Genomic DNA, 21,669 nt, shown 5'->3' with positions numbered 1-21,669 from the left:
ACAGCCCCGGGGAAGCGCCGCGCCGCAGGGACCCGCGCCGGCGGCGCCGCTCGCGCGCCGGGGCCCTACTTCGCCGCGTCCAGCGCGGCCAGGGCCTGTGCCCAGCCGACGTACTTCAGGTCCGCGAGGTCGGCCACGGTCTTGATGCCGAACGCCTCCTTGAGGAGGTCACCCTGCCGGTCCGAGACGCCCTTGAGCGCCGACACCGGGGCCGCCAGCACCTCGGGCACGCTCTTGTCCGCCCATGCCTTGTCCAGCACCTTGTCCAGATCGATCGAAGCCACGCTCGTCCTCTCCTCGTTCCGCGCTCCCCACGAAGCGCGCGCGTATGCCGGAGCCGCGCGGACTTCCGCGCCACCCCGCCATGCTCTACAGACATGTAGAGCATAGGAGAGAAGAGCGGGCCCGGCGGGCAGGGACAGGACATCGGCCGAGATTGTCCGAAAGCCCACGCACCGCCCATGACGGGATCAGTCGACGACGGCGGGCTCGGGGGCCTCGGCCGGGAAGTCGCGGACGCCCAGGCGCAGGTGTTCGACGTGATACAGGGCCTGGTCGAGGAGTTCGGCGACGTGGTTGTCGTAGAGGGCGTAGATGATCGAGCGGCCGTGACGTTCACCGGTGACCAGGCCGAGATTGCGCAGCAGGCGCAGCTGGTGGGAGCAGGCGGAGGCCTCCATCCCCACGGCGTCGGCGAGGTCGCTCACCGAGCAGGGGCCTTCCTGGAGGCGGGCGAGGATGTGCAGCCGCGAGGGCGTCGCGAGGGCCTGGAGGGTGGCGGCGACGTCGGCGGCGCCGACCGCGTCGAGGCGTTCGCGCGTGGTGGCGCTGCTCCTGGCGTCTGCTCCGTGGCCCATACCGTCATCATACGCGCGACACATGAAGACCTGTTCATGTGTTCCTGTATGGTGAGCGTGTTGTCCGTCGTCCACCCGTGAAGGGTTGCTTTGTCATGTCTTCTGTTGTGGATCAACGGCCCGCGCCGGCGACCGCCGACGCTCCGCGCCCGGTGCCGCCGAGGCGGCGAACGCGCCTCCTGGCGTTGCCGGAGGCCCGGTGGGCGCTGGCCTCCCTGGTGCTGTTCCTGCTGGCGCTCCCCGTGTATCTGCTGGACGCTCCGGCGTGGGCGTGGGGCCCGCTGTTCGCCGCCAGCTACGTCACCGGCGGCTGGGAGCCCGGGTGGGAGGGTCTCAAGGCCCTGCGGGACAGGACGCTGGACGTGGACCTGCTGATGGTCGTCGCCGCGCTCGGCGCCGCCGCGATCGGGCAGGTCCTGGACGGCGCGCTGCTGATCGTCATCTTCGCCACCTCCGGCGCCCTGGAGGCGGTCGCGACCGCCCGCACGGCGGACTCCGTGCGCGGCCTGCTCGATCTCGCCCCCGACGTCGCGACCCGGCTCCGTGCGGACGGCGTCGAGGAGACGGTGGACGCCGAAGATCTGGCGGTGGGGGACGTCATTCTGGTGCGCCCCGGTGAGCGGGTCGGCGCGGACGGGCACGTCCTGGACGGGGCGAGCGATGTCGACCAGGCCACGATCACCGGCGAGCCGTTGCCGGTCGCCAAGCAGGCGGGGGACGAGGTGTTCGCCGGCACGGTGAACGGCACCGGTGCTCTGCGGGTTCGCGTCGAGCGGGATCCGGCGGACTCGGTGATCGCCCGGATCGTGAAGATGGTCGAGGAGGCGTCCGAGACCAAGGCGCCGACCCAGCTGTTCATCGAGAAGGTCGAGCAGCGGTACTCGATCGGCATGGTCATCGCCACCCTGGCCGTCTTCGGCATCCCGCTGGCCTTCGGCGACGACCTCCGGTCGGCGTTGCTGCGCGCGATGACGTTCATGATCGTGGCCTCGCCGTGCGCGGTGGTCCTGTCGACCATGCCGCCGCTGCTGTCCGCGATCGCCAACGCGGGCCGCCACGGCGTACTCGCGAAGTCCGCCGTCGTGATGGAGCGCCTGGGCCAGGTAGACGCCGTGGCCCTGGACAAGACCGGCACCCTGACCGAGGGCACCCCACGGGTCACCGACGTGCTCCCCCTGCCCGGATCGGACCTGGACGAGGACCGGCTGCTGGCCCTGGCGGGGGCGGCCGAGCACCCCAGCGAGCATCCCCTCGCCCGGGCCGTCGTGCGGGCCGCCCGCGAACGCGGCCTCGTCCTCGCCGAGGCGACCGGTTTCGTCTCCTCCCCCGGGGCCGGTGTCACCGCGAACGTCGACGGCCGCACCGTCCAGGTCGGCTCCCCGGCCCGCCTCGCCGCCGGCGGACCCGGCCTCGACGAGGCGGTCCGGTCGCTGGAGGACGGGGGCCGCACCGCGGTCCTCGTGCTCCGTGACGACACTCCGGTCGGCGTACTGGGCATCGCGGACCGGCTGCGCCCGGACGCGAGGGCGACGGTGGCCGCGCTCACCGAACTGACCGGCCGCACCCCGGTGTTGCTCACCGGTGACAACGAGCGCGCCGCCCGCCGGCTGGCCGCCGAGGTCGGGATCAGCGACGTGCGCGCCGGGCTGCTCCCGCAGGACAAGGTCGCCGCCGTACGGGCGTGGGAGGCCGAGGGCCTGCGGGTCCTGGTCGTCGGCGACGGCGTCAACGACGCACCCGCGCTGGCCGCCGCGCACACCGGCATCGCGATGGGCCGGGCCGGATCCGACCTCGCGCTGGAAACCGCCGACGTCATCGTCGTCCGCGACGAACTCGCCACGGTCCCCGCCGTCGTGGCCCTCTCCCGCACCGCCCGCCGCCTGGTCGTCCAGAACCTGGCCATCGCCGGGACCTTCATCGCCGCCCTGGTCGCCTGGGACCTGATCGGCACCCTGCCCCTGCCGCTCGGCGTCGCCGGACACGAGGGCTCCACCGTCATCGTCGGCCTCAACGGCCTGCGTCTCCTGCGGGAGGCCGCCTGGCCCCGGCCCGCCGGGGACGCCGGCTGAGAGGGCCGGGCAGCCTCGGGCCGGACAGCGGACGCGGTCGGGTGCGTGCGATACCCGGGCGGAGGCAGGGGGCGACGCAGTGGGGCCTCCCCCGCCGGAGGTCGTTCGACGGCTCGGGGAAGTCGTCGACCGACGACACCGCCGGAAGCGTGCGTGCCAGGGCGTGGCCCACCCGGGCCGAGGTCACCCGACAGCCTCCGACCGGACGTCACCGCCGGGCCGTGCCGCGGGTCAGTCCCCGACCCGCCCGGCTGGAGCCGCCGGCCCTGGGTCGTCACCACCTCGACCGGTACCCCGTCGGGGACCTTTCCGGCGAGGTCGGCGACCAGCAGGTCCAGCGGTGGCACCGGCGGGATAGCGATGGCCACGCCGGGCAGCACCGCAGCGACGTCCTTGCGCGACAGTGCGAGGGCCCCGGCGATGCCGGTCGCCGGGGCAGCCACCAGATCCAGCAGACCGGGCGAGGTCCGGCCGGCGATCTGACTGCCGACAGCAGGTCGTCGAGGGCCGGCACGGCCAGCGATCCCACGGCGTCGACCGCCACCACCAGGAGGACCCCGGCGAGCACGAACCGGCTGCACGGTCCAGAACGCGGACTGCCCGGCGCGCGCGTCCCCGAACGAGAGATCCAGATCCTCGGCCGGTTCGGCCCGCGACCGCCGCTGACGCTCCGGAAGCACCCATGCGTGCGTCCTGTGATCATCGGTTCAGTATCGGAGCCGGGCACGGACAGGGGCGGGAGCCACCCGCGTGGCGTCAGCCGTTCGGGTCGGCACGACGGCCGTGCGGGCCGCCCCGCCGACAGGGTCCGGGGCGGTGCTCAGTCGCGCCGGACCAGGGCGCGGACGCTGACGGCGAGTCCCAGCAGGCACCAGACGGCCAGGACCAGGAGGTCCTGGCCACTCGCGTCGAACCGGTCCGAGATCAGGCCGGAGCGGAGCAGGTCGGCGGCGGGCCGGAACGGGAGCACGTCGTGGACCGCCTGGAACCAGCCGGGGAGCTGTTCCTCGAGGAAGGTGATCGGCGAGAACAGCATCACGAAGAACACCATCACCTGGCTGACCAGTTGCGACAGCATCGGCGGCAGCATCACCGCGGTCGCGTAGCCCACCGAGACGGCCATGACCGTCGAGAGCAGCGCCGCTCCCACCAGCAGCGGCCAGTTGACCGAATAGTCGATCCCGTAGCGCAGATGGGCCACCAGCATCGTCACGGGAATGCCGGGCAGGGCGATCACCAGCCAGACGATCAGGTCGCACACCAGCAGCAGCGGCCGTGGCACGGGCAGCGCGCGCTGGTAGGCGAAGGTGCCGTTCGTCCGGGCCTGGGCCATGCCGAACGGGCACAGGACCAAGCCGATGATCATGACGAGGATGGTGGGGGCACCGGTGGACAGCAGCTCCGCCGTAGGCGTGTCGATGTCGGGGATGAGGAGGCCGAACCCGACGATGACGGCCCCCGCGATCGCCGCCTGGACGACGACGAACAGCGGCAGCATCGCCCCGGTCTGGGCCATCGTCCAGCGCAGCAGGATCCAGGTGGTCGGCCCCAGGCCGACGCGCGCCGGGACCCCGACGGAGACCCGCGCCCGGGGGCTCGCGACGGTGGTGGACTCAGACATGTGCGGGCTCCTCGTCGGTGGGCGCGGCGCCGGCCTCGGCCGTGGCCGCGAGGTAGGCGTCCTCAAGGGTCATGGGCGCGAGCGTGTACGCCTCGATGCGTCCTGCCGCGCGGAGCCCGGTGGCCCAGACCGCCGCGTCTCCGGCGTCGGAAGCGGCGAGGGTCAGCAGGACCCGGCGGCCGGTACGGGCCCGGCGGCCGAACGCGACGGGCAGGACCGGCGACGCGGACGGGTCGTCGCCGTCCGGCGGCAGGGCGATTTCGAGGCGCAGTTCCTCGCCGTCGCCGCCCCGCAGCCGGCTCGACGAGCCGGCCGCGACGACGCGGCCCCGGTCGAGCACCACGATCTCGTCCATGACGTGTTCGGCCTCGGCGATGTTGTGGGTGACCAGCAGGACCCCCGCACCCGTGTCCGCCAGCCGGCGGACCGTGTTCCACAGCCGCCGACGGCGGCCCGCGTCGACATCGTTGGTCGGCTCGTCGAGGATGATCAGCGGCACCGGGGCCACCGCGGCCATCGCGAACGAGGTGAGGCGGCGCACCCCGCCGGAGATCCCCCTGCCGTCCGGCAGGGCCCGCCGCTTGATCCAGTCCCGGATGTCCAGTTCGTCGGCCAGCGACGTGACGGCCTCCCGCGCGGCGGAGCGGGACATGCCGCGCAACTGCCCGGCGATCTCGATCGCCTGTGCCGGGGTCATTCCGTCCAGGGGGGCCTGCGCCTGGCTCTGCAGCGCGACGCAGCGTCGCGCCGTCGCGGGGTCGGCGACCGCGTCCACCCCCACGACCCGGATGGAGCCGCTGTCGGGCCGAAGCAATCCCACGACCTGGGAGATCAGCGTGGTCTTGCCGGCGCCGTTGTGGCCCAGCAGCCCGACCACCTCGCCGGGCCTGACCCGCAGGTCCACCCCGTCGTTCGCCACGATCGTGCCGAACCGCCTCGTCAGTCCTTCGATCTCCAGAATCGCGTCGCTCATCGTTTCCTCCGTAGTCGGGTGGCGGCCCGGAGAACCGCGTCCCCCGGCCGGGGTCTCGTGACGGCCGGCGGAAGCGGCTTTGGGCAGCCGGTCCCGCCGTGCCTCAGAGCCTGTCGGGTGACCTTCGATCGGAAAGCGGGCGGTCCGGCGCGTGTGATTCCAAGGCTTCGACATCCCGCTCATGGCGGAGCTACCAGGGCATGTCGGCAACGCCGGAAGTGCGCGTGCCAGGGCGTGGCCGCCCGATCAGAGGTCACCCGACAGGCTCTCAGCCCCGCTGGAACTCGAGCATGGTGAAGTCCACCCGGACCACGCCGTGTTCGTCGGCCGCGGCGACGACGGCCGGAGTGGAGCCCATGACCGAGGCCGGAATACCGATCGCCTCGCTCGCGTGCACGCGCCCCGAGAATCCGGCCTCGGCCGCCAGCGTCCGCAACTCGGCCGGGTCGGCCAGCGTCTCGCTGGTCAGCACGTAGATCCGGCCGTCGTCGGCCAGGTGCGGCCCCACCTCCCGGAAGAAGCGCCGGTGCAGTTCGTAGCCGGGGTCGTACACCATCTGCTCGGTGGCCGTGTCGATCCGGCGTGACTCCGGTGCCTTGGCCAGTGGCGGGTTCGAGCAGATCACGTCGAAGACGTCATCCTCGTCCAGTTCGGCGAACAGGTCGCTGGTGAGCGCCTCCACCCGGCCGGCCACGCCGTGCCGGGCGGCGTTGCGCCGTGTGTTGTCCGTCGCCGCGGGATAGATGTCCACGCCCACCACCCGCGTGCACCCGCCCCGGGCCGCGACCACACAGGTGACGCCGGCGGCGCACCCGACCTCCAGGAGCCGGCAGCCGTCGGCGATCGGCAGCCAGGAAGTGAACAGCCTGGTCCCCGGGTTGGGGTGCCACACGCCGGGAAACACGTCCCACTGCAGGCCCATCAGTGTCGTCGTCGAGCGGGCGCCGTGCGGCGCGCCCGTCCGCGACAGCATCCACTCGGCCACCTCGCCCCCGAGGTCGTACTCCATGTTCTTCTCCCGCTCCTGTCCGATACCCGTGGTCACCCGGTCACCCGTGCGCCCGGTCCGCGTGCTCCGGGCGCGTCGTCGACGCCCTCGGCGCCCCTCAACTGCCAGGCCAGCTGGACCTTCGCCTCCATCAGGGAGACCATCGACGCCCGGTGCTCGTCGAGGAAGAAGTGCCCGCCGTCGTACTCGTGGACCTCCAGCGGGTGGGCGGTGTAGTGCTCCCACTGCCCGGCGGTCACCGTGTCGGAACGCCCCAGCATCACCACGACCGGGCACCGCAGCTGCTGGAACGCCGTGTCCCGGTATCCACCGAGCAGGCGCAGGTCGGCCTTGATCGCGGGCGCGAAGTGCCGCAGGAAGTCCGGGTCCTGTACGTACTGGGCCGCGGCGCCGCCGTAGCGCAGCAGGACGGACCGGAAGCCCTCAGGGGTGTCGAGGTCCTTGACCCTCGTGAACCCGACGCGGCACGGCGCCGCCGCGCCCGAACTGAAGAACGCCATCGGCGGGTTGGACAGCCGCTCCTGGCAGAGCTTGGACACCTCGTACCCGATCACGCTGCCCATGCTGTGGCCCCAGATCGCGTACGGTCCGCGGAACACCTCCTCGAACTCCGCGAAGACGTCCGCCGCGAGCGCCCCGATCGACGACGGCATCGGGGTCAGCGTCCGCTGCTCGCGCAGCGGGTACTGGACGATCCGCAGGTCGATGGTGGCGTCGAAGGCGTGCTGCCACTGGCTGTAGTAGAGCCGGCCGGCGCCCGCGTGCGGGAAGCACACTATCGGGATGCTGTCCATGATGATGGTCGAAGACCTTCCTGGTCGGGGTGAGTGTCGAGGTGGGCGTCGGGGCGGTCACGGGGTCCTGGCCGCGGTGTGCCGCGTCAGGTACTCGACTTCCTCGTCGAGGACGGCGGTCACCTCGGCCGGGTCCTCGACCCAGGTGGACAGGATCACGATGTCCAGGCGGTCCCCGCCGGTCTTGGAGACGCAGTAGCAGTCGGCGTAGTCGAGCGTTTCCTGGTTCTCGGCGAGCAGCTCCAGGGTGGTGTCCCACGTGGCGTCGTACTCGGCGTCGAGGCTGCCCGCGAAGTTGAGCATGCACGACGGCCGGTAGGACGCGCCCCTGGCCGCCTTGGTCCTCTGGTAGACCTTCCCGTACCGGAGCGCCGACAGCGGGCCGGTGACCATGCTCGAGAAGTTGACGTTGTGCTTGTTCATCAGGTGGAGCTTCCGCTGGATGAGCGTCTCCAGGTCGTCCCGTACGCCCCGCTCCGCGGACACCACGACGGGCAGGACGTCCGCGACCATGCCGAGCACCCCGGAATAGTCCACGTCCTGGTAGACGCGGGACTGGAAAACGAGGTCGAGCGCGACCTTGTCCACCTCGATCAGCCGGGACACCAGGCGCGCGTAGAGGTACACCACCAGGGAGAACGGGTCGACGTCCACACCGTCCGCGCCCTGGAGGCTCTTCAGGTCGACGGAGTAGCTGACGTCGCGCATGCGGTGGGCGCCGCGGCGCGCGGACGCCGCCTGGATCTGCTTGCCGTGCCGCGCCCATGCCTCCAGGTCGAACTTCTCGATGATCTCGTCCGCGTCGATGCCGACGGGGCCCTTGCCGGTCTGCCGCGCCAACTGCCGGTAGCTGCGGGTGCTGGGCAGCGCCCTGGTGGTTCCCGCCCTCAGCTCCTGGTAGCGCTTCAGCAGGTCGCTGCGGAACGCCTGGCCGGACGCGCCGTCGATGATCGAGTGGTCGAACTGGAAGACCAGGTCGTGGCTGCGTTCGTTGTATTTGACCAGAACCGCCTGGTACATGAGCGTGTCGACCTTGAGGTCGACGTTCCACTCCCGCTTGAGCAGGTGCGTCCGCATCTCTTCCTGGCGGCTCAGCGGCAACGCCGAGAGGTCGAGCCGGGGCAGGGTGAAGGCCGTCGGAGGCTCGAACTCCTTCCACCGGCGTCCGCCGAGGGAGTTGACCAGGGTGCTGCGCAGGAGGCCGTGCCGCCCGACGACGTCGCCCAGGGCACGCTCCAGCACATCGACGTCGATCAGCTCGCGGAACTGCACCAGGAACAGCTGCGGGCGCGCTCCTCGTTTGAAGTAGTACTTCTGGGTGCCGCTGACCGGATAGGCCCATCGCACCGGCCGCGAGAGGATCGAGCGCCGCATGTCCTCCTGCCGCCGGTCGATCTCGGCGAACAGGTGGTCCGGCCCTCCCTCCCGGGCTGTCGGGTCGTCGCCGAGCGGGAGGGAGGCGAAGTCACGCGTGGCCAGGAAGTCCGGCTCGGCCGAGCCGGGCAGGATGTAGTGCGGCGTGAAGGCTCCCGGCAGCCGCAGGGCGTTGATCTCCCGGATGACCGACGTCCGGTCCGCGTCGCGGAAGCCGTCGACGAACAGGACGACCGTCGGCTCCTGCCCCGGTCCGGCGGTGACCTCGTGCAGAGCGCACCTGGCGCCCAGGCGCTCGCCGAGGAGGACCGCCGCGCTCTCGAGCGAGTCGCACTCCTGGTTGACCTGCTTGTCCGCACGGGCGATCAGCCCGGCCAGACGGCTGATGGTCGGGTGGCTGTGCACCTCGCTGGCCAGGACGGTGTAGCCGTGCCGCTCCAGGGCGGCGGTGAACTGGATCAGCTTCAGGGAGTCGAGCCCGAAATCGAACAGGTCGGCTCGCCGGTCGATCGTGTCGAGCCCGATCAGCCCTGCCGCCTCCCGCTCGATCACCGCCGCGACGGCATCCCGCCCGTCGGCGTCGCCGGTTTCCTCCGAGGCCCCGGACGGCTTCCCCGCGGCCGCCAGCCGCAGCAGGTCCGGCCCGTGGTAACCGGTCCGCACCCCGGAGGCGGACATCTCGTGCAGCAACTCCAAGGCGGAGGGGCCGCCGTCGTCGAGGCGCCCGAAGGAGTGGAGGCGCGCGGCGTCCGTCCCGGCGCCGGCCGCCGCGTCCCGGGCGAGCCGGGCGGTGGCGTCCGCGGTCCACCCGGTCCGGTCGAGGTCGAACCGGGACACGATCCCGTACGGGATGCCCAGCTCCTGTCCGGCCGCGCGCAGGGTCCGCGCCTGCGAGCCCCTGTCCGGCGGGCGGCGGTGCGGGTGGCCGGGCCCTTCGGGATCCGCGCCCACATCCCGCGGCGGCGACTCCCAGAGCACGAGGTACTCGCTGTCCGGAAGCGCACGGACCCGGGAGAGCAGCCCGGCCGCGATCTCCGCGTCCGTGGTCCCCCGGACGGCGGGCCGCACCACGCACCGCCCGGCCACGCGCTCTTCGGTGTCCTGGGGACCGGCCGGCCCCCGGACGAAGGGCACCACGTCGACGCCGAGATCACCGCCCGCGGCCACGAGCACGTCCTCGACCGCGTCGGCCGGGCACAGGACCACCGCCCGTCCGGAGCGGGCGGCGGGCCGGCCGCGGTGGCCGTGGAGCGGCACCATGGCGGGGACGTACCGCTCCTCTCCCTGGTAGCGGACGGCGACGGCGTCCTCGTGTTCGGCCTCCAGTTCCCTGCGCAGGGCCTCGCTCCAGGCCCGGGGACCGCGCCGGGCGCCGAGCGCGGTGTCGCACCGCAGCGCCCTCACCCGCAGGTCCGGGTACTCCAGGTTCAATCCGAGCACCTCCGGCAGCAGCGATCCGCGTACGTCGTCCGCTTCGTCCAGCACCACCAGGTCGCGCACCGGCTTCTCCCGCAGTGCGGCGACGGCGGCGCACAACCGCCCGGCCAGGGAAGCCGATTCCGTGCCGGCCTCCCGGTGGACGACCGCGGCGTCCCCGACCAGCGCGTGCCGCTGCAGGTCCTCGGCCAGTCTCGTCACGTCCTCGTCGTGGCCGGCCCGGATCACGGCGCCCGACGGTCCGTCGAAGCGGTACTCCGGGCCGAATCCGACGTAGAGCGGGGTCCAGTGCGGGATCTCGTCCATGACGCGCCGCAGGCGCTTCCGGTCGGCGGTGAACACCAGCAGCACCCGGGGCCGGCCGGCTCCACCCGTGTCCGGGAACAGTGCCCGTGTCCAGGTCAGCTGCAGCGCGGGCGCGGGCCCGTCGGCGGCCGGGGCGGGCGTCGGCGTCCGCCGCCCCTCGGCGACCGCGCGGGCCCCGTCCCCGGCGAAGAGCTGCTGGTACCCGGCGATGTCGACCGGGTATTCGGTCCGGTCGAAGGCGTAGAGCGGCAGGGGTGTCCTGCGCGGTGCGCGGCCCTGGTGGAACGCCGTCCAGTCGGGTGCGACACCCGCCTCCCACAGCTTCGCGAGCGCGGTGGCCAGGTGCTCGTCGTCGCCGACCTCCTCCATCCGGTGGCGCAGCATGTTGACCGCCGCCGTGCCCGTGCCGGGGGCGATGCCGCGCACGAACGACGACAGCGCCTTTCCGGGGCCCACCTCCAGGAAGAGGACGTCGCCCCGTTCCATGATCGTCTCCACGCCGTCCTTGAACCGGACCGTGCTGCGGAAGTGGTCGCAGTAGTAGCCGGGGTCGGCGGCCTGCTCCGGCGTCAGCCAGGTGCCCGTGACGTTCGATATGCAGGGGATACCGGGCGGCCGGAGGTCGAGCGTGGCGGCGACCGCCCGGAGGTCGTCCAGGACCGGCTCCACGTACCGCGAGTGGGGGGCGTGGTTCACCTGGACGTGGGTGTAGGTGATGCCCTGTTCGGCGCACTGCCGCTCGAACGTGGCGACGGCGGCGACGGTGCCGCTGACGGCGCAGTCCTGCGGTCCGTTCACCGCCGCGATCGACAGCTCGTCGGTCAGCATCGGCACGATGATGCCCTCGGCTGCCTTCACCGAGGTCAGCGCGCCCTCGGGGGTACTCTCCCCCAGCGTGGCGCGGGCCTGCACCAGCCGGATCCCGTCCTCCAGCGAGAAGACTCCGGCCACGCACGCGGCCGCCAGCTCGCCGTTGCTGTGGCCGATCATCCCGCTCGGCCGGATGCCCCAGTCGATGAGTGTGCGGGCCATCGCGTACTCGACGGCGAACAGCAGCACCAGGCTGACCGTTACGGCGTTCAGCTGCTTCTCCGCCTCCGGCGTCTCACCGAGGAAGCACTCCCGCACGGCCGGGTTGCCGAGCGCGTCGGTGATCGCGAGGCAGTCCTCCAGGTGGCCCCGGAACACGCTCTCGCTCTCGTGGAGCCCGCGGGCCATGCGCAGGTGCTGCGCGCCGACTCCGCTGAAGAGGAAGCAGACGTCCCGCCGTCCGTTCCTGGCCAGGTGAGCCGGCTCGTCCTCGGCGTCCAGCGACTCCTGGAGGCGGTCGCGCAACTGTCCCGCGTGGCCGAACCCGACGGCGTAGCGGTGGGGAAGGTCGCGCTGACGGTTCTGCAGGGTCCACGCGAGATCGGCTCCGTCGGCGTCCGGATGCTCGGTCAGGTGGTCGACGAAGCGCTGCTTCAGCCGCTTGACCGCCTCGGCGGAGGCGCCCGCCAGCACGAACGTGTTGTGTGCGCGGCCGGCGGCGGCCGGACGCGTCGGCGCCGGGGCCTCCTCCAGCACCACATGGGCGTTGGTCCCGCCGACGCCGAACGAGCTGACGCCCGCGCGCAGCGGGAGGGTCTGTCCGGAGGAGGTTCGTTTGCGCCGCATCTCCTGTCGCCGGCCGGCGATGTAGAAGGGGGTGCCTTCGAGCTTGATGTCCGGGTTGAGCGTGTCGAAGTACAGGCTCTCCGGGATGGTGCGGTGTTCGAGCAGCTTGCAGGTCTTGATGAACGAGGCGACCCCGGCGGCGGTGTCGAGGTGGCCGATGCTCGGCTTCAGCGATCCGATGCCGCACGCGTCCGGTTCTCCGGGGCCGAACGCCTTGGCCAGCGCCGCGACCTCCACCGGGTCGCCGAGGGCGGTGCCGGTGCCGTGCGCCTCCACGTAGGAGATCTCGGCCGGTTTCACCCCGGCGACGCGGTGGGCCTTGCGGATGACCTCCGCCTGCCCAGCGATGCTGGGGGCGGTGTAACCGACCTTGCGGGTTCCGTCGTTGTTGACGGCGGAGCCCTTGACGACCGCGTAGACGCGGTCGCCGTCGCGCAGCGCGGACTCCAGCCGCTTGAGCACCACGATCCCGACACCGTTGCCCTCGACGGTGCCGCCGGCCGCCGCGTCGAACGCCCGGCAGTGCCCGTCGGGCGAGAAGGCCAGGTTCGGCTGGTGCAGATAGCCCTTCTTGTGCGGCAGGGTCAGTCCGCTGCCCCCGGCCAGCGCGATCCCGCAGGAGCCGGTCCAGATGTTGCGGCAGGCCACGTCGATGGCGACCAGCGAGGTGGAGCAGGCGGTGTGCAGGGTCAGCGCCGGTCCTCGCAGGCCCAGGGCGTGGGCGATCCGCGTCGCCGTGAAGTCCTTGTCGTTGAGCTGTCTGCCGACGATGGCCGCCAGCGCCTGGTCGGTGAAGCGGGTCTCGGTGTCGGCCTCCCACGGCATGTTGTTCGTGGCGCCCAGGAACAGGCCGATGGACTGGCCGCGCCCCTCAGCGGAGTAACCGGCGTCCTCCAGTGCGTGGTAGACCTCCTCGTGCAGCGCACGTACCTGCGGATCGAGGAGCGTCGCGTCGGCGGGGGTGTAGTTGAAGAACGCGGAGTCGAAGTACTCGATGTCCGGGAAGACGCCCTTCGCCCGGACGTAGTTCGGGTCCTGGAGCGTCTGCGGGGAGACCCCCATGGCGGTCAGTTCGTCGTCGTCGAACCGGGAGATGCCGTCGACGCCGTCCAGCAGGTTCGCCCAGAAGGCGTCCACTGTCGGGGCGGCCGGGAACCGGCCGGCCATGCCGATGACGGCGATCTCGAGTCCCGTACGGGGGAATTCGGTCACGGTCTCGTCAGTCATCGCCGACGCCCCCTTCACTGTCGTCCATCATCGAAGTCATCAGCAGCCGGCTGCTGTCCGTCTGCTCCAGCTCGTCCTCGTCCGGCTCGGCCGGGTCGTTTCGGGACGGTCCCGTGTCCTCGGGCGCGTCGAGGTGGGCCGCGAGTGCCGCGATCGACGTGAACTCGAAGAACAGCGTCAGCGGGAGGTCGTGGCCCGCCTTGGCGCGCAGCCCGTTCTTGACCGCCAGCAGGGCCAGCGACGTCACGCCGATGTCGAAGAACGTCCGGTCGACGTCGACACCGTCGGTGTCCAGGACGTCGGCGACGATGTCGTGCAGGATCCCCTCGGTGCCCCGGATCCGCCCCCGGTCGCGGCCCGTCCGGTCCGCACCCGCTTCGGACCGGAGCTTCGCCAGCCGTTCCTTGTCGGCCTTGCCGTTCCGGTTGAGCGGGATCTTCTCGACGCGTACGAAGGAGGCGGGGACCATGTAGCCGGCCACCCGTGCGGCCAGCTCGCGCCGTACCCGCTCGGGGGTCAGCCCGCTGTCGGTCACGTAGTACCCGGCGAGTTGCGTGCCGCGGTCCCGTTCGACGGTGATCACCACGGCCTCCTCGACGCCGTCGATCGAGCGGAGGGCGTTCTCCACCTCGCCCAGCTCGATCCGGAAGCCGCCGACCTTCACCTGGTCGTCCATGCGGCCGAGGCAGTCCAGCGCTCCGTCGGGAAGGCCGCGGGCCAGGTCGCCGGTGCGGTAAAGACGTTCACCGGGCAGTTGCCGGGCGAAGACGAACCTCTCGCGGTTCAGCTCCGGGCGGTTGTGGTAGCCGGGGGAGACTCCTTCCCCGCCGACGCACAGCTCGCCGAGCGCTCCCGGCGGCAGCGCGTTGAGGCCGTTGTCGAGGAGGTACGCCGTCGAGTGGCCTACCGCCCGGCCGATGGGGACGCGGTCCCCCCGCAGGTCCTCGGGACGGATGGTGCGCGTGGTGGAGAACACCGTGTTCTCGGTCGGCCCGTACCCGTTGATGATCTTCACGTCCGGGCAGGCGCGGGCCACCGCGGCGGTGTGCCGCACCGACAGGGCGCTGCCCGCGACGCACAGGTACCGCAGCGGCGCGAAGATCCGCGGGTCCTGGTCGCTGTGCTGGTTGAACAGCACCGTCGGGATGGAGACGTTCCGGATCCCGTGGCGGGTGATCATGTCCCCGAACCGGGCGGCGTCGAGCAGGTCCAGCTCGTCGCCGGGGAAGACGAGGGTTCCGCCGGTGAGCAGCGGCCCCCAGACCTCCAGGGTGCTCACGTCGAACGCGGGCGAGTTGACGAACAGGACGACCTGCTCCTCGCCGAAGTCCACGAACTCCTGCTGGTCGGTGAGGAGCCGCAGGATGTTGCGGTGCGTGATGACGCAGCCCTTGGGGGCGCCCGTTGAACCGGAGGTGTACATGAGATAGGCGGGGTCCTCGTTGCGGCCGCCGCGCAGAACCCCGGTCGTCCCCGGCCCGCCGTCGGCGGCGTCGGTGCCGGGGCCCCCGGTGCCCGGGCCGTGGGCGTCCGGGGCGGGCTCCCCCACAAGGACGGCCTGAACCGATGCGGGGACCAGGCCGGTGAAGTCCGGCAGGGTGCACAGGTGGCGCACGCCCGCGTCCGCCAGGACGGTCGCGATGCGGACGGGCGCGTCCTTGACGTCGACCGGGACGTAGTGGCTCCCGGTCTTGAGTATCGCGAGGAGGGCGACCACCAGTTCGGGTCGGCGGTCGGCCAGCACGCCGATCCCGGCGCCTCGGCCGGCACCGCGGGCGAGGAGGGTCCGGGCGACGGCGTCCGACCAGCGGTCGAGCGTCCGGTAGGTGTACGACGTACCGCGCCAGACCAGGGCGGTACGGTCCGCGTGCGCGGCGGCGACCTCGGCGAAGACCTCCACGAGCGTGGCGTCCAGCGGGATCCGGGAAGGGGCGGGCCGGGCCGCCGCGGGTATCGCCGTGTGCGGTTCCGGCTCCCACAGCGCGATGTCCCTGACGCGGATCCCCGGGTCCTCGGTCACGGCTGCAAGGACGGCCAGCAGGGAGCGTTGCAGCGTCTCCATCAGGGCGGCCGAATGGACGGCGGCATTGTACAGGAACGTGACGCCCAGGCTCCGCCCGGGGGTGACCAGGATGTTGAAGTCGTAGCTGGTCCGCTCGAAGACTTCCACGCCGTGCAGGCGGGGACCGGCCCCGTCGTCGGCCCCGAACTCGCGCAGCTGCTCGGAGAGCGGGTAGTTCTCGAACGCGATCATGTGGTTCAGCAGGGTGTTGCGCAGCGGCGACAGGCTCTGCACCTCGTGCAGGGGGAAATGCTCGTAGCGGCTGGAGCGCAGAGACGCGGCGTGCAGCGCGTGGCACAGGGTGGCGAAGTCGGTGTCCTCCCGCGCCGTCACCCGGACGGGCTGGGTGTTGGTGAAGAGGCCGACCATGTCTTCGATGCCGTCGAGGTCGGCGCCCCGCCCCGAGACCACGCTGCCGAAGACGACGTCGTCGGTGTAGTTGAACTTCTGGAGCACCACGGCCCACGCCGTCTGGAACACGCTGTTGGGTGTCACCGCGAGCTGCCTGGCCAGCCGGGTCAGCCCGTCGTGGAGTTCCGCCGGGAGGTCGAACCGGTGCTCCGCGTCGCGGTACCCGCCGGAGCCGCGGCCGTCGCGGGGCAGTCCGGCGGGCCGCTCGTAGCCGTCCAGCAGCTCGCTCCAGTACCGCCGCGCCTCGTCCTCGTCGTGCAGGTTCTCGTACCAGGCGATGTAGTCGGCGTACGGGCGGGTCTCCTGCCGCTGGTCGATCGATCCCGTGCGGACCAGCTCGTCGTAGTAGCCGAACCAGGTCTGGAACAGCGGCGCCAGCGACCAGCCGTCCAGGATGATGTGGTGGAAGGTGACGACCAGGTGCCACCGGCCGTCGCCGACCGTGATCACCGTGGCCCGCAGGAGTACGTCCTTGCCGAGGTCGAACCCTCTGGCGCGGTCGGCTGCCTTGAACTCCTCGACCGCCGCGGCCGTGTCGTCCCGGTCGCGGTAGTCGGCCGTCGCGAGCTTTGGCGGCCATTCCTTGAGGACCAGTTGGTAGGGGGCGTCGGTCCGCCCGGAGGAGAAGACGGTCCGCAGGACGCCGTAGTGGCGCGAGGTGGCGGCGAGCGCCGCACGCAGCAGGCCGGCGTCCAGGTCGCCGCTGCCGGTGAAGCAGAACTGTTCCACGTACGCGTCGGATCCGGAGTCGACGGCGTAGGTGAAGTACATGCCCTTCTGCATCGCGGCCAGGCCGGAAACGGACGCGATGTTCGCTCTGTCAATCATGAACCGACTTCTCTCCCTTGGCACCGCACACGAGACGGATGTGAGTCCTGACGAAGGTGCGGCAACGGTCAGTCACCACCGGCGATGTCGAGGAGGATGTCGTCCAGCACACCCGGCGCGACCGAGGACGACGTCACGAAGTCGGGCCGGTCCTGTGCCGTCACCGCGTCACGCACCGACCCGAAGAACGTCCGTACGGCGTCCGTCAGTTCGTGGTCCTCGCCCCGGGCTCGCCACGCCGCCGGGAAGCGGAGCTCGACCAGCAGGTCGCCCTCGCTGCGCCAGGCGGTGACGTCCAGGACGTGGGATGCGGGGTAGTCCGCGTCGACGGTGATCTCCGCCGGCTGGTGCACGACCCCGATGCCCTGGCTCCGGCCACCCTGCTCACCCAGGTAGTTGATGCTGATCTCGGGCCTGAGCCCCGCGAGCACTGCCGCGTCCTCGCCGAGCCCCGGGTCGAGCCGGGACAGCGCGCCGAAGCCGAACCCCTTGCCGGGCAGCCGGTCGAAGGAGCGGCGGACGGCGTGCAGGGTGTCCCCGACACCGCGCCCGAGCCGCACGAGGTGCGGGAACGTGGTGGTGAACCAGCCCACCGTCCGGGTCAGGTCGCACTCCTCGGCGAACCGCTCCCGCCCGTGTCCCTCCAGGGTCACCAGGATCCGGTCGCGGTCCCGCCACGCGCCCAGCGCCCCGGCGACGACGGCGAGGACGGTCTGCGCGGGTTCCAGGCCGTGGGCCGTACGGGCCGCGTCGAACAGGTCCGCGGCCTCGGCCGCCGGGAAGCGGATCACCTCCGCCACGGTGTCGCCGCGGCGGACGCCGCCCTCCCCGAACAGCTCGGGAGCGGTGGCGGCCCGCGCCAGCTCGGTCCAGTACGGCAGTTGGCCGCGGAACCCTCCGTTCCGAGCGTGGTCCGCCAGGCGGGCGGTCCAGGCCGGGAAGGCCATGGTCTTGGGCGCGAGCGGGGCGGCCGGGTCGGCGAGGCAGGCCAGCAGGTCCTCGATCAGGATGCCCCAGGAGACCACGTCCACGGCCAGGTGGTGGATGGCCAGCGCGAACCGTTCGCCCCGTTCGCCGAGGCCCGTCGCCAGCGCGACGGCGGGACCGGTGCGCAGGTCCACCCGCCTCTGGAGCGAGCGCAGGTAGTCGGCGAGGCCGTCCCCGGACAGACCGGCCGGGGCCGTCTCGGCGTGCAGCAACGGTTCCTGGCCCGGATCGCACAGCACCAGCGCGTCGCCGTCGAGGCGGACGCGCAGCGCGTCGTGGAAGCGGACCAGCCGCTCGACCGCCGCCGTCAGGTCGTCGGCGGGCAGCGGGGTGTCGGAGGTGATGAGCAGCGACTGCGTGAACACCCGGTCGTGGTGGCCGGTCCGGTCCAGGAAGGCCTGCTGGATGGGGCCGGGCGTCATCGGGCCCGAAACCGGCGCCTGATCGTGGACCTGCTCCTGTTCCGGCTCCCCGGCCGACACCCGCGCGGCCAGCATGCGCACGGTCTGGTTGTCGAGCAGTTCCGGGGCCCGGATCGAGATGCCGACGCCCCGGAGCGCGGCCACGATCTGGATCGCCTTGATCGAGTCCCCGCCGACCTGGAAGAAGTTCGCGTCGACGTCGGCCACGTCGGTCCCCAGCGCCAGCGACCACGCCGCGGCGATGCGCCGCTCGGCGTCGGTCTCCGGAGGGGAGGCCGACGGCGGGGCGGCGAGGTCCGGGGCGGGCAGGGCCGCCAGGTCCAGCTTGCCGTTCTTGGTGAGCCGGACGTCGTCCACCGGCACGACGAACGCCGGGACCATGTACCCCGGCAGCCGCCTGGCCAGGGCTGCGCGCAGCCGGGCCTCGTCGGGTTCGGCGCCGTCCTCGTAGCGGACCCAGAGGCACAGGCTCCCGCTGCCGTCGGCGGCCCGGTGCACCGCGGCGTGCGCCCAGCGGACCTCCGGCTCCGCGACGGCGACGTGCATGATCTCCGCGGTCTCGATGCGGTAGCCCCGGAGTTTGACCTGCTGGTCGATGCGGTCGGTGTAGTAGAACAGCCCGTTGCTCCGCAGCGTCGCCAGGTCGCCGGTCCGGTACAGCCCTACGCCGGGGGCGTCGGGCGACTCCACGAACCGCTCGGCCGTCGCCTCGGGCAGGTTCAGGTAGCCGTCGGCCAGCCCGGCGCCGCCGACGCAGAGTTCACCGGGGACGCCGATCGGCCGCAGCCGCAGGTCCTCGTCGAGCACCCACAGCGAGGTGTCGTTGACGGGCCGGCCGATCGGGACGGGCTCGCGCTCGTCGAAGGAGTCGAGTACGTGCACCGTGGCGAAGACCGTGGACTCCGTCGGCCCGTAGGCGTGGGCGATCCGTCCCGGCCCCAGGAGCCGGAACGCCCGCGCGACGTGGACGGGGGACGCCACCTCGCCCCCGAAGATCAGCCTCCGGACACCGGCCAGGCGTTCGGGGACGTGGTCGATCAGGGCGTTGAACATGGCCGTGGTGATGAAGAAGCGGGTGACGCCGTGCCGTTCGATCGCCGCGCCGAGCCGGTCGAGGTCCAGTACATCCGGCTTGTCCAGGACCACGAGGGACGCGCCGTTCGTCAGCGCGGCGTACATGTCGTAGACCGACCCGTCGAACGAGTAGTCCGACACCAGCAGGAAGACGTCGTCGGGCCCGGCGGAGGAGAACACCGGCCGGTGCACCACACGCAGCACGCTCTCGTGCCGGGCCGTCGAGCCCTTCGGCACCCCGGTGGTGCCGGAGGTGTACATGATGTAGATCGGGTCCTCGGCGTTGCTCGGCAGGCCCGGGTCGGTACTGTCCCCGGTCGCGTCCACACCCGTGGACACCTCCACGATCCGGACCCGGTCCCCGGCGAGCGTGTCGGCCTGTTCCACGCGTCCGGCGGTCGCCAGGAGGAACCGCGCCCCCGAGTCCTCCAGCATCATGCGGAGGCGTTCGCCGGGGAACTCGACGGTGAGCGGGACGTAGTGGCAGCCGGCCTTCAGCGCGCCCAGGATGGCGACGATCATGTCGGCGGAACGGTCCGCGAGGATCGCGACCGGTGACCCGGGCACGGCCCCCTGCCCCGACAGGTGGTGGGCGAGCCGGTTCGCCCGCGCGTTGAGTTCACCGTAGGAGACCCGCTCGGACGCGGTGATCAGCGCCGTCCGGTCCGGGTCCGCCGCGACCTGCCGTTCGAAGAGCCGGGACACCCCGCAGCTCTCCTGCCGCGGGGCCGGCGTCGTGGCGAGGCTCCGGATCAGGGCGGTCTCCTGCCCCGGCAACAGGGGGAGCGCGCCGACCGCGTCCGCGTCGTCGGCCGCGAGGACGGACCGCAGCAGCGTCGCGAAGCGCTCGGCGTACAGCCGCAGGGTCTCCTCGCGGAACAGCGCGGTGGAGTACTCCCACTCCATCAGCAGCCGGCCGCCGGAGGCGCGGGCGCTGAGCGTGATGTCGTACTTGGCGCTGCCGTCGTCGAACGTCACGACCCGGTCCCCCGGGTGCTCCAGGCCCATGTCGGTGTTCTGGTAGGCGAAGCAGACGTCGAACAGGGGGCTGCGTCCCGGTTCGCGCTCGGGCTCCAGGTCCTCGATCATCAGCTCCAGCGGGCAGTCCTGGTACTCGAACGCTTCCAGGACCGACGACCGCAGTGCGGCGTAGAAATCCCCGACCCCGGAGGCGGGGTCGGCCGACATCCGCAGCGGCAGCGTGTTGACGAACATGCCGGCGACATCGGCGTAGGTGAGGTCGGGCCGGCCGTGGACGGGTGTGCCGATGACGAGGTCGTTCTGACCGCCGGTCCGGCTCAGCAACTGGTGGAAGACGCCGAGCAGGACCATGAAGGGCGTCAGATTGCGGGCGCGCGCGTAGTCCTTCACCGCGTCGAGCGTGTCCGCGTCCAGCTCGGTGAACAGGGTCGCGCCCGCGCCCGACGCGGCGTCGATCCGGTTCCGGTCCGTGACCAGGTCCAGGGCCGGGGCCCGGTCGGCGAGCCGGGAGCGCCAGTACTCGCGCCCGCGCCGCACCGCCGCGCCCTTCTCGTGGTCGAGCAGGGCGAGCACGGCGGACCGGTAGCCGCGGGCCGGCGCCGGAAGTTCGGCTCCGGCCATGATCGCGGCGAGGTCGCGGAAGAGGACGCCCATCGACGTGCCGTCGGTGACGATGTGATGGAAGTCGATCGCCACGCAGCTCACGCCGTCGGCGAAGTCGAAGCAGGCGACGCGGAACAGCGGGCCCGCGTCGAGCCGGAAGGGCCGGACGAAGTGCGCCATCCGCTGCCGGGCCAGGTCCTCGTGGCTCTCTCCCGGCCCCGGATCGTCGAGGCGATGGTGACCCACCGTCACCTCGACGTCGGCGTGCACCCGTTGGACCGGTTCGCCGTCGACGAGGTGGAACGTCGCCCGCAGGCTGTCGTGGCGGCGCACGAGCGCGCGCATGCCCGATTCGAGACGCGGTACGTCGACGGTGGCGTCGCTGATCGTCAGCCCGATGATGTTGTAGGCGAGCGAGCCGTCCGGCAGCCCGGCCGAGCGGAACAGCATCGCCCGCTGGGACGCGGTGAGCGCGAGCTCGTACTCCCGCGCGGTGTCGTCGCCGTCCCCGGCGGTGTCGTCGCCGTCCCCCGCGGGGACCTCGCCGCCGTCGAGCCGGCCGGTGACCAGCTCGTCGTCGAGCCCGAACTCCGCGACGGCATCGGCGAAGTCGTCGAGGACCGGCTCCAGCAGCAGCAGTGCCGGGGGGATCTCCAGGGAGAACTCGGCGTTGAGCAACTGGATGACCTTCAGGGACGACACCGAGTCCCCGCCCAGGGCGACGAAGTCGTCCGGTCCGGCGATCCCGGGGCGGCCGAGGACCTCCGACCACACCGCCGCGACGACCGCCCGCACCGTCGTGGCGGCGTCCGGACGCGCCCACCGCTTCAGGACTCCCCGGAGACCATCCGTGTCCGCCGGTACGGTCCCGCCCCGGTGCCCGTCCCCGCCGGGGGAAGGGGACGGGGTCACGGTCTCGTCCCAGTAGCGGGCGTGGTCGAAGGGCTGGGGCGGCAGCGGGACCCGCCGGGCCCCGTC

General features: G+C 72.1%; 10 protein-coding genes and 1 pseudogene. 1 reads left to right on the top strand and 10 read right to left on the bottom strand.

Features of this window, described 5'->3' with window-relative positions:
• Positions 1-65 precede the first annotated feature (65 nt).
• Positions 66-284, bottom strand: a complete 219-nt coding sequence (locus CR470_RS22175) for a hypothetical protein (protein WP_018959966.1) — start codon at positions 282-284, stop codon at positions 66-68.
• 186 nt (positions 285-470) lie between these two features.
• Positions 471-857 carry an ArsR/SmtB family transcription factor gene (locus CR470_RS22170; RefSeq protein ID WP_097869301.1) on the bottom strand — a complete coding sequence of 129 codons (387 nt, stop codon included), beginning with the start codon at positions 855-857 and terminating at the stop codon, positions 471-473.
• Positions 858-952: 95 nt separating this feature from the next.
• On the opposite strand from CR470_RS22170, the gene CR470_RS22165 reads away from it, so the two are divergent.
• The gene (locus tag CR470_RS22165; protein ID WP_097869300.1) at positions 953-2,926 is read left to right on the top strand and encodes a heavy metal translocating P-type ATPase; all 1,974 of its coding nucleotides are present in this window, start codon (positions 953-955) and stop codon (positions 2,924-2,926) included.
• Between the two features lie 392 nt (positions 2,927-3,318).
• On the opposite strand, the pseudogene CR470_RS40685 reads toward CR470_RS22165, so the two are convergent.
• The 8 genes and pseudogenes from CR470_RS40685 to CR470_RS22125 form a co-directional block, all read right to left on the bottom strand.
• Positions 3,319-3,369, bottom strand: a pseudogene (locus CR470_RS40685) (hypothetical protein); the annotation flags it as partial.
• A 377-nt stretch (positions 3,370-3,746) separates the two neighbouring features.
• A complete protein-coding gene (locus CR470_RS22155) occupies positions 3,747-4,547 on the bottom strand; it encodes an ABC transporter permease (protein ID WP_097869299.1) in 801 nt (266 codons plus the stop codon).
• The gene (locus CR470_RS22150; protein WP_097869298.1) at positions 4,540-5,520 is read right to left on the bottom strand and encodes an ABC transporter ATP-binding protein; all 981 of its coding nucleotides are present in this window, start codon (positions 5,518-5,520) and stop codon (positions 4,540-4,542) included. Before CR470_RS22150 ends, CR470_RS22155 begins: the two co-directional genes overlap by 8 nt.
• 268 nt (positions 5,521-5,788) lie before the next feature.
• On the bottom strand, positions 5,789-6,565 hold the full coding sequence (locus tag CR470_RS22145) for a methyltransferase (RefSeq protein ID WP_097869297.1): 777 nt from the start codon (positions 6,563-6,565) through the stop codon (positions 5,789-5,791).
• Positions 6,562-7,323, bottom strand: coding sequence for a thioesterase II family protein (locus CR470_RS22140; protein WP_179892342.1), 762 nt, complete (start codon positions 7,321-7,323; stop codon positions 6,562-6,564). Before CR470_RS22140 ends, CR470_RS22145 begins: the two co-directional genes overlap by 4 nt.
• Positions 7,324-7,380: 57 nt before the next feature.
• Entirely contained in the window at positions 7,381-13,323 is a 5,943-nt protein-coding gene (locus tag CR470_RS22135) for a type I polyketide synthase (protein WP_097869303.1), read from the bottom strand.
• Entirely contained in the window at positions 13,316-16,624 is a 3,309-nt protein-coding gene (locus CR470_RS22130) for a non-ribosomal peptide synthetase (protein ID WP_097869296.1), read from the bottom strand. The genes CR470_RS22135 and CR470_RS22130 overlap by 8 nt, the downstream gene beginning before the upstream one ends.
• 68 nt (positions 16,625-16,692) lie before the next feature.
• Positions 16,693-21,669, bottom strand: a 4,977-nt coding sequence (locus CR470_RS22125) for a non-ribosomal peptide synthetase (protein ID WP_097869302.1), incomplete at its 5' end; no start/stop codon positions are given.

Source organism: Streptomyces sp. rh34, from assembly GCF_002551245.1.
Classification (GTDB): Bacteria; Actinomycetota; Actinomycetes; order Streptomycetales; family Streptomycetaceae; genus Streptomyces.
This window is presented reverse-complemented; position numbering and strand designations above follow the sequence as displayed.